Origin of the sequence: Metapseudomonas boanensis, from assembly GCF_042232855.1 — a bacterium.
Taxonomy (GTDB): domain Bacteria; phylum Pseudomonadota; class Gammaproteobacteria; order Pseudomonadales; family Pseudomonadaceae; genus Metapseudomonas; species Metapseudomonas boanensis.
In genome coordinates this window covers 5418382-5432183 of record NZ_CP113889.1, presented here as the reverse complement: position 1 = coordinate 5432183, position 13802 = coordinate 5418382, and the positions used below count along the sequence as shown (strand labels likewise).

General features: G+C 64.5%; 8 protein-coding genes. 7 read left to right on the top strand and 1 reads right to left on the bottom strand.

Annotation, left to right across the window (positions count from 1 at the left end; translation table 11 throughout):
• Positions 1-36: 36 nt before the first annotated feature.
• Positions 37-1839 carry an acyl-CoA dehydrogenase gene (locus OXH74_RS25205; RefSeq protein WP_375739374.1) on the bottom strand — a complete coding sequence of 601 codons (1803 nt, stop codon included), beginning with the start codon at positions 1837-1839 and terminating at the stop codon, positions 37-39.
• 246 nt (positions 1840-2085) lie between these two features.
• Here OXH74_RS25205 and OXH74_RS25200 point away from each other — a divergent pair, with 246 nt between their 5' ends.
• The 7 genes from OXH74_RS25200 to OXH74_RS25170 all read left to right on the top strand — a co-directional run bounded on the left by OXH74_RS25200 (position 2086) and on the right by OXH74_RS25170 (position 13695).
• Positions 2086-3228, top strand: a complete 1143-nt coding sequence (locus OXH74_RS25200) for an acyl-CoA dehydrogenase family protein (RefSeq protein ID WP_375739373.1) — start codon at positions 2086-2088, stop codon at positions 3226-3228.
• A 264-nt stretch (positions 3229-3492) separates the two neighbouring features.
• A complete protein-coding gene (locus OXH74_RS25195) occupies positions 3493-6174 on the top strand; it encodes a LuxR C-terminal-related transcriptional regulator (RefSeq protein ID WP_375739372.1) in 2682 nt (893 codons plus the stop codon).
• A gap of 316 nt (positions 6175-6490) precedes the next feature.
• The gene (locus OXH74_RS25190) at positions 6491-7636 is read left to right on the top strand and encodes an acyl-CoA dehydrogenase family protein (protein WP_375739371.1); all 1146 of its coding nucleotides are present in this window, start codon (positions 6491-6493) and stop codon (positions 7634-7636) included.
• 32 nt (positions 7637-7668) lie between these two features.
• Entirely contained in the window at positions 7669-8808 is a 1140-nt protein-coding gene (locus OXH74_RS25185) for an acyl-CoA dehydrogenase family protein (protein ID WP_375741684.1), read from the top strand.
• Positions 8809-8930: 122 nt separating this feature from the next.
• The gene (locus tag OXH74_RS25180; protein WP_375739370.1) at positions 8931-10748 is read left to right on the top strand and encodes an SDR family NAD(P)-dependent oxidoreductase; all 1818 of its coding nucleotides are present in this window, start codon (positions 8931-8933) and stop codon (positions 10746-10748) included.
• Between the two features lie 63 nt (positions 10749-10811).
• Complete coding sequence (locus OXH74_RS25175) at positions 10812-11918, top strand: lipid-transfer protein (RefSeq protein ID WP_375739369.1); 1107 nt, start codon at positions 10812-10814, stop codon at positions 11916-11918.
• Between the two features lie 79 nt (positions 11919-11997).
• Positions 11998-13695, top strand: coding sequence for an AMP-binding protein (locus tag OXH74_RS25170; RefSeq protein ID WP_375739368.1), 1698 nt, complete (start codon positions 11998-12000; stop codon positions 13693-13695).
• The last annotated feature ends 107 nt before the right edge of the window (positions 13696-13802 follow it).

Below are 13802 nucleotides of genomic sequence, written 5' to 3'. Positions count from 1 at the left end.
TGGCTCCTTGTAAAGGGTTGGAAGTCCGAAGACGGGTCAGAACCAGTGGTCCTGCATGTCGAAGCTGCTGCGGTTACCGGAGGCCAGCAGGCGTGCCTGGGCATCAATGGATGCCAGCTCCCAGTCCATGAAGTAACGGGCTGCCTGCAGCTTGCCCTGGTAGAAATCCGCCTCGCTGCCAGCCGCGCCGGCAGACAGGGCGCGGCTGGCGACCAGCGCCATGCGCAGCCACAGCCAACCCACCAGTACGCGGCCGAACACATCGAGGTAGGCAGTGGCATTGGCCAGGCCGAGGTTGGTGTCGGCGGCGACCTGGCCGAGCAGGCTTTCGGTGACTTCCTGGAGGCGGTCCAGGGAGCCGGCCAGCAGGTAGGCGAGCGGGGCACAGCGGTCGTCGTGCCCGGCTTCCTTCAGGGTGTCGCGCACGCGCTCCAGGAACAGGCGATAGCCGGCGCCGCCGTTCTGCTGCAACTTGCGGCCCAGCAGGTCGAGGCCGTGGATGCCTTCGGTACCTTCATGGATGGGGTTCAGGCGGTTGTCGCGGTAGTACTGCTCAAGCGGGTATTCGCGGATGTAGCCCGAGCCGCCGAGCACCTGGATGCCGATGTCCGAGGCCATCACGCAGTATTTGGACGGGTACGACTTGACCATGGGAATCAGCAGGTCCAGCAGTTCCCCGGCTTCGCGTCGCAGGGTCTCGTCCGGTGCGGTGTGGGCATCCTCGAATAGGCTGCTGGCGTACAGGCACAGTGCGAGGCTGCCTTCGGCGTAGACCTTCTGCTGCAGCAGCATGCGGCGCACGTCGGCGTGCTCGACGATGCGCACCTGCGGCGCCAGCGGGTCCTTGGCGCCCGGCAGGCGGCCCTGGGGCCGTTCGCGGGCATAGTCGAGGGCGTGGATGAAGCTCTGGTAGGCCAGCGCCGAAGCGCCGAGCGCCACGCCGATGCGCGCCTCGTTCATCATCTGGAACATGTAGGACAGGCCTTTGTTGGCCTCGCCCACCAGGTAGCCGACTGCGCCGTCGCGCTCGCCGAAGTTGAGCACGGTGGAGGTGGTGTTGCGGTAGCCGTGCTTGTGCAGCAGGCCAGCCAGGGCCACGTCGTTGCGCGCGCCCAGGCTGCCGTCGGGGTTGACCAGGAACTTCGGCACGAGGAACAGCGAGATACCGCGGGTGCCCGCCGGCGCACCGTCGATGCGGGCCAGCACCATATGCATGATGTTGTCGGTCAGCGAGTGGTCGCCGCCGGAGATGAACATCTTCTGGCCGTGGATGCGATAGGTGCCATCGTTGGCTAGGCGAGCGCTGGTGCGCAGGTCGCCAAGGGCGGAACCCTGGCCAGGCTCGGTCAGCGCCATGGTGCCGCTGAAGCGGCCATTGAGCATGGGCGGCAGGAAGCGTTCGCGAAGTGCATCGCCAGCGAAGCTCTTGACCAGGTTGGCGGCGCCGATGGTCAGGAAGGAATAGGCCACCGTGGCGATGTTGGCAGCGTTGAAGTAGGCCATGCTGGCCCGCAGGATGACCTCGGGAAGCTGCAGGCCACCGTCCTCGGCATCGTGGTGGGCGGCGAGGAAGCCGGCCTGGGCGAAGGCGTCCCAGGCGACCTTGGTTTCCGGGATCAGGGTCACGCGTTCGCCGTCGAAGGTCGGTTCGTTGGCGTCGCCCTTCTGGTAGTGCGGGGCGAAATATTCGGCCGCGACGCCGCGTGCGGTTTCCAGCGTGGCGTCGAATACGGCGCGATCGTGTTCGGCGTAGCGGGGACGCTGCAGCAACGCCTCGGTATCGAGCAGCTCATAGAGCTGGAAGCTCAGTTCGCGTTCGTTCAGGAGCGAATCGGTCATCTCGTTCTCTTGTACTGGTTGGCCGACGGACGGCCGGGGGATTGGGCTTTGCCAGTAGAGCGAATTGCCGACGAGGCCGCCCCCACCCTTATGGAGTGGGAGGGACAAAGGTCCCGGACGCATAGCCGATTCGACTGCGCCTACCCGCTTCGAGGGGGCGGGGAGAGCGCGGGTCGCCCTAATGTGGCGTGAAGGGCGTCCGGACGGTCGGAGCCCGCACAGACAACCGTATCCAGGGGTATTTCCATGATTCCGCGCACCCTCTTCGATCATGAACATGAAGAGTTCCGTAGTACCGTCCGCCGCTTCCTGGCGGAGGAGTGCACGCCGTTCCACGAGCAGTGGGAGGAAGATCACCTTGTCCCCCGCGGGATCTGGAAGCGCGCCGGCGCGCTGGGCATGCTCAACGCCACCACGCCTGAGGCCTATGGTGGCCTGGGCCTGGACCGGCGCTTCTCGATGATTGCGGTGGAGGAGGTGGCTCGTGCTGGCTTGTCCGGATTGAACGGTTTCAATGTGCACGACATCTGCGCGGGGTACCTGATCAACTTCGGCACCGAGGCACAGAAACAAGAGTGGCTGCTGAAAATGGCCAATGGAGAAGCCATCGCCGCCGTCGCCATGACCGAACCCGACACCGGGTCTGACCTACAGGCGGTCAAGACTCGAGCTGTGCTGGACGGCGATGAGTACGTCATCAACGGTGCCAAGACCTTCATCTCCAACGGCACCAACAGCGACGTCATAGTCGTGGTCGCCAAGACCGGGAACAGCGGCAAGGGCTCCCGGGATATCTCACTGATCCTGGTGGAAGCCAACCGCGCGGGCGTCAGCAAATCCAAGCCGCTGCGCAAGGTCGGCCTGCACGCCCAGGACACCACCATGGTGTTCTTCGAGGACGTACGCGTTCCGAAGGCTAACATCCTCGGTGGCGAGCCAGGCCAGGGCTTCTATCAGCTGATGAAGGAACTGGCCTGGGAGCGCCTGAGCATCGGCATTCTCGCCATCGCGGCGAGCCAGGCGGTGCTGGAGCAGACCGTTGACTACACCCGTGAGCGCAAGGTGTTTGGCAAGCCGATCATCGAGTTCCAGAACTCGCGCTTCAAGCTGGCTGACCTCAAGACCGAAATCGCCCTCGGGCAGACCTATGTCGACCGCTGCATGGAGCTGATCCTGGAACATGCGCTGAGCCCGGAAGCGGCAGCTGCGGCCAAACTCTGGTGCACCGAGCTGTACTCGAAGGTCGTCGACCAGTGCGTGCAGTTGCATGGCGGCAACGGCTACATGCTGGAATATCCGGTCGCCCGGCACTACCTGGACAGCCGCGTCAACCGCATCTACGGCGGTGCCAACGACATCATGCGCGAGCTGGTGGCACGAACCCTCTGATACGCTCCGGCGGTGCCGTCCAGGCACCGTCGTCCCACCCCCTCGGTTGGAGGGGGCGGCTCCCTCTCTTTCCCCTCCACCATCTGTTGCAGGAACGGTCGCCCGGGTGCCCGGTACCGTACTATGGCTGCTACTGACCTGAGGCTAAGCTTCGGGTAAAACAGCGGCTTGCCACATGGCCGTATCCACCCTGATTCCAACCCGCGCATGCCTGTCCCGCTGCGTTTTGGTAGGCCATTTGCGAATCGGAGACCCAGTCTGGACATGCACACAGACAAACTGCTCGTATCAACGAAGTTCGCGCCACCGCGCATTGGCACCCAGACCATCCTGCGCCAGCGCCTGCTGGAGGACCTGCAGCGCATGGCGCAATGCCGTGTCGGCCTGGTCACCGGCAGCCCCGGCTTCGGCAAGACCACGCTGCTGGCCCAGTGGCGGCAGGAGATGATGCGTTCCGGAGCGGACGTGGCCTGGCTTTCGCTGAGCACCGACGACAAGCATCTCGCGATTTTCTTCGCTTACCTGCGCGGCGCGCTGCAGCGCCTGGGGATTCCGCTGGACAGCGGCATTCCGCCGGAAGGCACGCGGCCGGAATTCATCGATGGCGTGGTGGCGGCAATAGTCGAGGGCGCGGCCAGCATCAACAAGGAGTTGTACCTGGTCATAGATGACTACCAGCATGTGGCGGACCCGCGCTCCCACCAGCTCGTGCAGAAGCTGCTGGACCATAGCCCCGACAACCTGCATTTCGTGATTTCTTCCCGCGTCGGGCCGCCGCTCAGTTTCAGCCGGCTGCGACTCAGCGGTCAGTTGGTGGAGCTGGACTGCGCCGCGCTGCCGTTCGATCTGGCGGAAACCCGCGCCTTCCTCGAGCAGAGCCTGGCGGCGCTGAAGCTCAGCCCGGAGGAGTTGCACCAGATCCACCAACTCACCAGCGGCTGGCCGGCCACCCTGCAGCTGGTGGTCATCCTGCTACGCAGCGACCCCGCGACGCGCGACGCCTTGCGGGAAATGGGCTGGCGTTCTGACGACCTGCAGAGCTACCTGGCCGAGAACGTAATGGTGCACCTGCCGGCCGAGTTGGCATCGTTCATGGAGGACGTCAGCATTCTCCGGCGTTTCAATGCCTCGCTGGCGGAGGCGGTGACCGGTTGCGCGTCGGCGCAGGCCATGCTCAAGCGGCTGGATGAGGAAAACCTGCTGATCTTCCGCGTCGAGGCCGATGATCGCCAACCCTGGTATCGCTTCCACGCCCTGTTCGGTGATTTCCTTGCCACGCGTCTGCTCCGCCGTGATCGCGAGTCTCAGGATCAGCTGCACCGTCGTGCCGCGCGCTGGTTCGCCGAGCGCAAGTTGCTGGCCGAGGCAGTGCGCCATGCGACCCAGGCCGGCGACCTGGACTTTGCCGCGCAACTGGTCGAAGGGGCGGCCCCGGCCACCTGGAGCCTCGACCAGCTGAGTCCTCTGTTACGCTTGCTGGACCAGTTGCCGCAGGACATCCTGTTCTCTCGGCCGCGGCTGTTCTTCCTGGGCTGCCTGGCATACGCGCTGACCGCCCGTCCGGCCAAGGCCGAGGCATGGATGGAGCAGTTCAAGCGCAGCGGTGCCGCACAACAGGCCGACGAAGCTTACCGCCTGCCACTGGTGCAGGCGGCGATCGAGGTCCAGCGCGATCGCAGCGAGCCGATCATCGGCCTGCTGGAAAGCTTCCATGCCTTGCCGGATGACTACACGGTGACCCGTTACGGCGCCCCGGCGCTGCTGGCCATCGCCTATTCGGCGGCGGGAAGGCACGAGGAAGCGCTGCGCTGCCTGGATGAGAATCCCATTCCCGAAGCCGAGCGGGATGCGGAAATGGCCCTGGTGGCCGAAGGGGCGAGAACCACCTGCTACCTGCAGGAAGGCCGCATCCGGGAAGCCGAACGTGTCGGTTCGGCGCAACTGTCCCGTGCCGTGGCGGTCCACGGCCATCGGGCAGCGAGCGCCTACCTGGGCGCCGCAACCCTGGCCGAGGTGTATCGCGAACTGGACCGGATCGACGAGGCGCGGGAGATTCTCGCCAATCGCAGTGGCCTGCTGCAGTGGACCATGCCCGACACCATGTTGCATGCCACCATCTGCCGTTCACGCCTGGACCTGCTGCAGGATTCCGCCGCGGTGGCTATGGCCTTCCTCGAACGCCAGGAGCGTCACTTCCGCAGCATCGGCCAGGACCGAGCGTTGGTGCATTGCCTCACCGAGCAGTCGCGCATCGCCCTGCTGGAGAACGACCGTACGTACGCCGCCGAGCGCGTCGCCCGGCTGGAACCGCTGGCACTGCAATACCGGGATGCCCAGGGATTCCAGGCGGAAATCCCGGCGCTGGCGGCGCTGGCGCGGGCGCGCCTGCTGCTGGCCACCAACTACCCGGACAAAGCCCTGGCGGCCCTGGATATCCTGCACACCTATGCCACGCGCTTCCGTCGCGGCCAACTGCTGGTTACCGGACAGTTGCTGAGTGCCATCGCCCACTCCGACTTGCTGCAGCCGGAGCGGGCGGAAGAACACCTGCTCGCTGCCCTCGCCCAGGGTAGTCGACTGGGACTGGTGCGCACTTTCCTCGATGAAGGCGAGGTGCTGCGCAAGTTGCTGGCAACCTTGGTACCCAAGCCGTTGGCCAATGACGAAGGCGCCTACCTGAAGCAACTTCTGGAGCGCTTCGGGCCGGGAAATGTCGGGCGCGCCAGTGAGTCGTCGTCGAACAACGCACCGTCGATGCTGACGCCGCGTGAAGTGGCGATCCTGGAGCTGATCAGCCAGGCGATGTCGAACAAGCGCGTGGCCCTGACCCTGAACATTTCACTGGAAACGGTGAAATGGAACCTGAAGAACATCTACGTGAAGCTCGGCGTTTCCAGCCGCTATGACGCGGTGTCCTGGGCGCGCAAGCACGGCCTGATCGAATAAGGAACGCTCCGTAGGATGGTGTAGAGCGCAGCGAAACCCATCCTCCTAGGGCGAAATCGCCAACGGGGCGGAGGTATGCTGCGTTGCGTGGACGCGCCATGCGCTCCGTCCGTTGGAATTTCGCCGGCCCAGTCTATGCCCTGTAGCCATCCCGGGAACCACCCCGCGCGAGGGGGCGCGAGGGGTTTGCAGCACCACCTGGCCACCTTTCCCATCCCCCCCTCCCTGAGGGGGCTGACCCCGGATACCTCCTCCTATGATCGATCCAGAGCCGCCCGCAAGGGGGGCAGAACGATTGAGCCGAGGAGAACCACCCATGATTCCGCGTACCCTGTTTGACCACGAGCACGAGGAGTTTCGCAGCACCGTGCGACGCTTCCTGGCGGAGGAGTGCGCTCCCCGGCTGGAGCAGTGGGAAGAGGATCATCGGGTTCCCCGCGAAATCTGGAAGCGCGCCGGCGAGCTGGGCATGCTCAATGCCACCACCCCGGAAGCCTATGGCGGCCTGGGACTGGACCGCCGTTTCTCGATGGTCGCCACCGAAGAGATCTACCGCGCGGGCCTGGCATCGGGCCTGATCGGTTTTGGTGTGCACGACATCGTCGCCGGCTACCTGGTGAACTTCGGCAACGAGGCACAGAAGCAGGCCTGGCTGCCGAAGATGGCGGCAGGCGAGGCCATCGGCGCCGTGGCCATGACCGAGCCGGATACCGGTTCCGACCTGCAGGCGGTCAAGACACGCGCGGTGCTGGACGGTGACGAGTACGTCATCAATGGCGCCAAGACCTTCATCTCCAATGGAACCAACTGCGACATAGTCGTCGTCGTTGCCAAGACCGGCACCTCGGGTAAGGGCGCCCAGGATATCTCGCTGATCCTGGTGGAAGCCGACCGCATGGGCTTCAGCAAATCCAAGCCGTTGCGCAAGGTCGGCCTGCATGCCCAGGACACCACCATGCTGTTCTTCGAGGACGTTCGCGTGTCCAGGGAGAACCTGCTGGGAGGTGTGGAAGGGAGGGGCTTCATCCAACTGATGAAGGAGCTGGCCTGGGAACGCCTGTCCATCGCCATCAGCAGCGTCGCCGGCGCCCAGGCGGTGCTGGAGAGCACCTTGGAATACACCAAGGGCCGCACCGTATTCGGCAAGCCGATCTTCGCCTTCCAGAACACCCGATTCAAATTGGCCGACCTGAAGATGCAGCTGGCGGTATCGCAGAACTACGTCGACCGCTGCATGGAACAGTGCCTGGCGCGCAGCCTCAGCCCCGAGGCGGCCGCCGCCGCCAAGCTGTGGTGTTCCGACCTCTACACCAAGGTGGTGGACGAGTGCGTCCAGCTGCACGGCGGCAACGGCTACATGCTCGAGTATCCGGTTGCCCGCCACTACCTCGATCACCGCGTCCTGCGCATCGCCGGCGGCGCCAACGACATCATGAAGGATCTGGTCGGGCGCACGCTCTGATCCGGGTCGCAGAGGAATACGCAATGGAATATCTGATCCCCCGTACCCTGTTCAGCTCCGAGCACGAAGAGTTCCGCCGCGCCTGCCGTCGGTTCATGGAGGAAGAGGTCGCGCCTTTCCATGCCCAGTGGGAGAAGGACAAGTGCGTCCCTCGCGAGGTCTGGCGCAAGGCCGGTGAGCTGGGAATGTTGTTGCCTTCCATGCCCGAGGAATACGGTGGTCCCGGCGCCGACCGGCTGTTCGACATGATCTTCGCCGAGGAATTCATGCGCGTGGGTGCCACCGGCCTGATCGGCTTCGGTGTTCACGGCCTGGTGGCGTTCTACATCCTCAACTACGGCACCGAGGCGCAGAAGCAGGCCTGGCTGCCGAGAATGATCGCCGGTGAGGCGGTGGGCGCCATCGCCATGACCGAACCCAACACCGGTTCTGACCTGCAGGCGGTCAGGACCCGCGCTGTGCGCGAGGGCGACGAGTTCGTCCTCAATGGTTCCAAGACCTTCATTTCCAACGGCGCCTCCTGCGACCTGGCGCTGGTGGTGTGCAAGACCGGCAACAGCGGCAGCGCCAAGGACATCTCGCTGGTCATCGTGGAAAAGGAGCGCGAGGGCTTCGCCCGTTCCCAGCCACTGGAGAAGATCGGCCTGCACGCCCAGGACACCAGCATGCTGTTCTTCGACGACTGCCGCGTGCCGGCTGAGAACGTCCTCGGCGGGGTTGAAGGGCAGGGCTTCTACCAGCTCATGCACGACCTGGCCTGGGAACGCATCATCGGCGCCGTGGGCTTCCAGGCCCAGGCCGAGGCGGCCCTTGAGCACACGGTCGAGTACACCCGCACGCGCATCGTCTTCGGCAAGCCGGTACTCGACTTCCAGAATTCGCGCTTCACCCTGGCGCAACTGAAGACCGAAGTGCAGATCGGCCGCTCCTGGATCGACAGCTGCATGGAACTGTTGCTGCGCGGCGAGCTGAGCGCCGAAACGGCGGCGGTGGCCAAGTACTGGACCGCGGAGTTGAGCAGCCGGGTTGTCGATGCCTGCCTGCAGCTGCACGGCGGCAACGGCTACATGACCGAGTACCCCATTGCGAGGCTCTACCTCGACACGCGGGGCAACCGCATCTGGGGCGGCACCAACGAAATCATGAAGGAAATCATCGCCCGCACCCTGTGAGGGGGACCTTCAGCCTACCTGCGGTCGCAATCGGTAGCCGCGCCGGCTCGTCCAGCAGGACGGCCGGGCTCCGGTGCCCTGCGTCGCGATAACAACCATCTCTTCAGGAGAGGAGCGCAAACGTGTCTCAACAAATTCGCTTCGACGGCAAAGTCGCCATCGTTACCGGCGCTGGCAACGGCCTGGGTCGTGCCCATGCCCTGCTGCTGGGTTCTCGTGGCGCCAAGGTCGTGGTCAATGACCTAGGCGTGACCACCGAAGGTGTGGGCAGCTCGTCCGCCGCCGCCGATGCGGTGGTCGCCGAAATCCGCGCCCTGGGCGGCGAGGCCGTGGCCGATTACAACTCGGTGACCGAGGGAGAGAAAATCGTCGCCACCGCCCTGGAGGCCTTCGGCACCGTCGACATCCTGATCAACAACGCCGGCGTCCTGCGCGATTCCTCGTTCCACAAGATGACCGAAGAGCAGTGGGACCTGATCCAGGATGTGCACGTGAAGGGTGCTTTCCGCCTGACCCACGCCGTCTGGCCGATCATGCGCGACAAGGGCTACGGCCGCATCGTGATGACCGCTTCCGGTGCCGGCATCTTCGGCAACTTCGGTCAGTGTAACTACTCCACCGCCAAGTCTGGCCTGATCGGTTTCGCCAACTCGTTGGCCATCGAAGGCGCGAGCAAGAACATCCGCGTCAACACCATCGCGCCGATCGCCGCCTCGCGCATGGTGATCGCCAGCGGCATCTTCCCTGAAGAGCTGCATGCCAAGCTGAAGGTGGAAGACGTTGCACCGCTGGTGGGTTGGCTGTGCAGCGAAGACTGCCAGGATACCGGCGGCCTGTTCGAAGTCGGTGGCGGCTTCCACGCCAAGTACCGCTGGGAACGTTCCCAGGGCCGCTTCCTGCATACCGACTCGCTGAGCCCGGAGCTGGTGCGCGACAACTGGGAGCGCATCACCCGTTTCGACGAACACAGCGTTCACCCTGCCAACGGCGGCGAAAGCTTCAAAGAGCTGTTCGAGCGTATGGAGTCCCGTGCCGTCGGTGGCAACCAGTACGTGGATATGGAAGTCGCGGCCAACGCCGTGGCGACCCTGGAAACCGAGTACACCCAGACCGACGCCGCGCTCTATGCCCTGGCCGTTGGCGCCGCCAAGGACCCGCTGGATCGCACCGAGCTGCTCTACATCAACGAGTTCAAGGGCGAGGAGTTTCGAGTGCTGCCGACTATGGCAGTGCTGCCGGCAACCCAGGTGTTCCTCAAGGCGATCCTTGCCGGCAAACCGACTCTGGAAGGGCTGGAGCTACCGTTCGCCAAGGGACTGCACGGCGAGCAGTACACCGAGATGTACCGTCCGCTGCCACCGGCCGCCAAGCTCAAGCACACCATGCGGCTGAAGCAGGCCCTCGACAAGGGCAAGAGTTCGGTCAGCGTGCTGGAAATCCATACCACTGACGAGCACGGTACTCCGCTGTGTTACAACGAGTTCACCAGCTTCTACGTAGGTGTTCCTGGCGCTGGTCTGCAACGGGTAGCCAGCGCGCCGGCCGAGGCACTCCCCGAGCGCGCAGCCGATGCGGTGATCGCCGAGAAGACTGACGTCAACCAGGCGCTGCTGTATCGCCTGTGCGGAGACTGGAACCCGATGCACGTGGATCCGGACTATGCCGCCAAGGCCGGTTACGAGAAGCCTTTCCTGCATGGCCTGTGCACCTTCGGCTACGCCGGTCGCCATGTGATCAAGGCGTTCTGCAACAACGATTCGCGTCTGTTCAAGAGCATCCGCGTGCGTTTCGCAGCCATCGTGATGCCGGGCGATACCCTGGAAACCCGCATGTGGCGCGAGTCGCCGACTCGCGTCGTGTTCGAGACCCGCGCCGTTGAGCGTGACGTAGTAGTGCTCAAGGGCGGTTCGGTCGAGATATTCGAGCAAGTGCCGGCCTGACCCCTTGGCCATCTGCCGCTTCCGAGCCCCGGAAGCGGCAGCTTTCTATTTCAGGAGAGCACGATGCAACATTGCGTCAATGTGATTGGCGTAGGCATGTCCCCCTTCAGCCCGGCCTCGCTGAGCGCCAACCCGACCGCCCAGGTCGGCGAGACGGCACGGCAGGCGCTGGCGGATGCAGGATTGTCCGCGCGGGATATTGGAACCGTCTTCTCCGCCTCGGGATTGATGGATGGCGGGACCTTGCAGCGGGCTCTCGAACAGACGGGGCTGGGGCGTGTGCCGCTCCAGCATTTGCCGAAAGACGAGGAAAACAGCACCCTCCTGTACCAGGCCTGCCAGGCCATCGAACTGGGTCTGGCCGAATGCGTGCTGGTGCTGGGTGTGCAGGGCGCACCGGCACCGCTGCCAGACCTGGGCACTGTGCTTGAGCGCCTTGGTGCGACGGCGCGGGCGTACGTGGCGCGCTACCAGACGCGTCGGGAAACCTTCGCCATGATTGCGGTCAAGGCGCGTCAGCATGCCGAGTTCAACCCCCTGGCCGTGTTCACGTCCCCGCTGACCCTCGATGACGTGCTGGACGCCAGCACCATCGCCGAGCCGCTTACCCATCCCCAGTTCGCCTGGCCCACCTCCGGCGTTGCGGCCGTTGTGCTGTGTTCGAGCGAATTCGCCAGTCGCCGTGGCAATCGTCCTGTGGTGCGGATCATCGCCCAGGCCTGCGTTTCGCCTGTTCAGGTGTCCGGTTTCGGTTCGGCATCAGCCTTCGCTTGCATCGGCTATGAGGTCAACGTCGCCGCCGCGCGGGAGTTGTATGAGCAAGCGGGCAGGGGGCCGCAGGAGGTGGAGGTGTGCGAACTGCACGACAGCAGTACCCTGAACGAGCTACTGCTGTATGAGGCACTCGGCTTCTGCCCCGAGGGAAGCGCCGAAAAACTGGTCGAAGATGGCGACAACACCTATGGTGGCAACCTGGTCGTCAATCCTTCCGGGGGCCTGCTCTCGCTGGGCCAGGCACCGACGGTGAGCGGGCTGGCGCAATGCATCGAGCTGGTGCATCACCTGCGTGGCAACGCCGGCCGGCGTCAGGTCGCCGATGCGCGCATCGCCCTGCAGCACCAGACCGGGGCAGACGGCACGGTGGTGACCACCCTCTATCAGCGCGAGTGAGCCGACGCGGCGCTTCTTTCGCCGCCCAACAGAACAATTTCAATGGGTGGTACATCACCCTTCAGACGCAGGACACGCCATGAACAAGAACAATGAGCACCCTACGCTGTTGCACCGCTTCCTCCGCTGGGAGAGCAGCACGCCTGATGCCATCTACCTGACCCAGCCCCTGCCGGACGGCAGCGTGGTCGACTACAGCTGGCGTGAGGTCGGCGACCAGGCCCGGCGGATGGCCGCCTACCTGGTTTCCCTCGACCTGCCGCCACGATCCTCCATCGGTATTTTCGGCAAGAACACCGCTCATTGGATAATCGCCGACCTGGCGATCTGGATGGCTGGGCATATCAGCGTCCCGCTGTACTCGACCGCCAATACCGACACCGTGCGCTACGTTCTGCAACATGCCGAGGTGCGCTTGCTGTTCGTCGGTCGTCTGGATGGCGATACCGCCGGCTGGAGCGCCATTCGTGCAGGGGTTCCCGCCGGCCTGCCGCTGATCGACCTGCCGATGTCGGCCTGCGGCGAGGGCGAGTCCTGGGAACGCATCGTCGCTGCCTTCGCGCCACTGCAACGGGTAGTCCTGTCGGAGCCGGGCGAGTTGGCCACCATCATCTACACCTCTGGCAGCACCGGAAATCCCAAGGGTGTCATGCACAGTTTCGGCAGCATGTACAACGCTCCGGCGGTGACCGGCTGCATGTACGACAAGGGCCGGGGGCCACAATCAGGCGACCGTCTGTTGTCCTACCTGCCGCTCGCCCATACCGCCGAAAGGGCAGTGGTGGAAGCTGTGTCACTGTTCAGCGGCTGCCGGGTGTTCTTCAACTTCGGCCTGGAAACCTTCAGCGAAGACCTGCGCCGTGCGCGCCCGACCATCTTCCTGTCCATGCCGCGCCTGTGGGGCAAGTTCTACCAGGGCATCAACGAGCGGATTCCGGCGGCTGTCCAGGCTGCCGCCTTCGCCGATCCGGTGGAGGGCGAACTGATGAAGGCGCAGATCCTTTCCGCCCTGGGCCTGGACCAGGTGCACACCGGCCTCTCCGGCTCGGCGCCGCTGCCGGTCAAGGTGATGGAGTGGTACCGCCAGTTGGGCCTGGAACTGCTCGAGGGCTACGGCATGTCGGAGAACTTTGGCACCTCGCATTTCAGCCTGCCGGGGCAGGTGCGCGTCGGCTACGTTGGTGCCGCGATTCCAGGCGTCGAGTGCCGCATCGGCGACAACAGCGAAATCCTGGTGAAGAGCCCCGCGCAGATGCTTGGTTACTACAAGCAGGACGAGCTGACCGCCGAGAGCTACACCGCCGACGGTCTGTTCCGTACCGGCGACCGTGGCGAACTGGACGAGCAAGGGCGCCTGCGCATCACCGGCCGGGTCAAGGAGCTGTTCAAGACGGCCAAGGGCAAATACGTCGCCCCTGTGCCCATTGAGGCCAAGCTCGGCAACCATTCGCGCGTCGAGGCCTCCTGCGTGACTGGCGTCGGTCTGCCGCAGCCTCTGGCACTTCTCAACGTGTCGCCGGATACCCGCGCCACCCTGGCCAGCGCCGAGGGCCGTGATGCCGTGGCCACCGAGCTGGAGGTATTCCTCGCGGAGGTGAATGCCCAGTTCGAGCCTCATGAGCAACTGGCGTGCCTGGTGGTCGTCCGTGAGCCCTGGAGCATCGCCAACGGCTTGCTCACGCCGACGCTGAAGATTCGTCGCAACCTGGTCGAGGACCGCTACCAGGACAAGGTGGACGTCTGGGGCGAGAGCGGTTGCAAGGTGATTTTCGAGTAAGGTGCGGGCAACGAAGAAGGCCGATCCGGATTCCGGATCGGCTTTTTTGTTTTCGCAGCAATGACGGGCTACCTGCTGATTCCGTAGGATGTGGTTGAGCGAGGCGA

Excerpts from the sequence above, each read along its gene's own strand:
- OXH74_RS25205 (WP_375739374.1), bottom strand. The coding sequence starts at position 1,839 with ATGACCGATTCGCTCCTGAACGAACGCGAACTGAGCTTCCAGCTCTAT.
- OXH74_RS25200 (WP_375739373.1), top strand. The coding sequence starts at position 2,086 with ATGATTCCGCGCACCCTCTTCGATCATGAACATGAAGAGTTCCGTAGT.
- OXH74_RS25195 (WP_375739372.1), top strand. The coding sequence starts at position 3,493 with ATGCACACAGACAAACTGCTCGTATCAACGAAGTTCGCGCCACCGCGC.
- OXH74_RS25190 (WP_375739371.1), top strand. The coding sequence starts at position 6,491 with ATGATTCCGCGTACCCTGTTTGACCACGAGCACGAGGAGTTTCGCAGC.
- OXH74_RS25175 (WP_375739369.1), top strand. The coding sequence starts at position 10,812 with ATGCAACATTGCGTCAATGTGATTGGCGTAGGCATGTCCCCCTTCAGC.
- OXH74_RS25170 (WP_375739368.1), top strand. The coding sequence starts at position 11,998 with ATGAACAAGAACAATGAGCACCCTACGCTGTTGCACCGCTTCCTCCGC.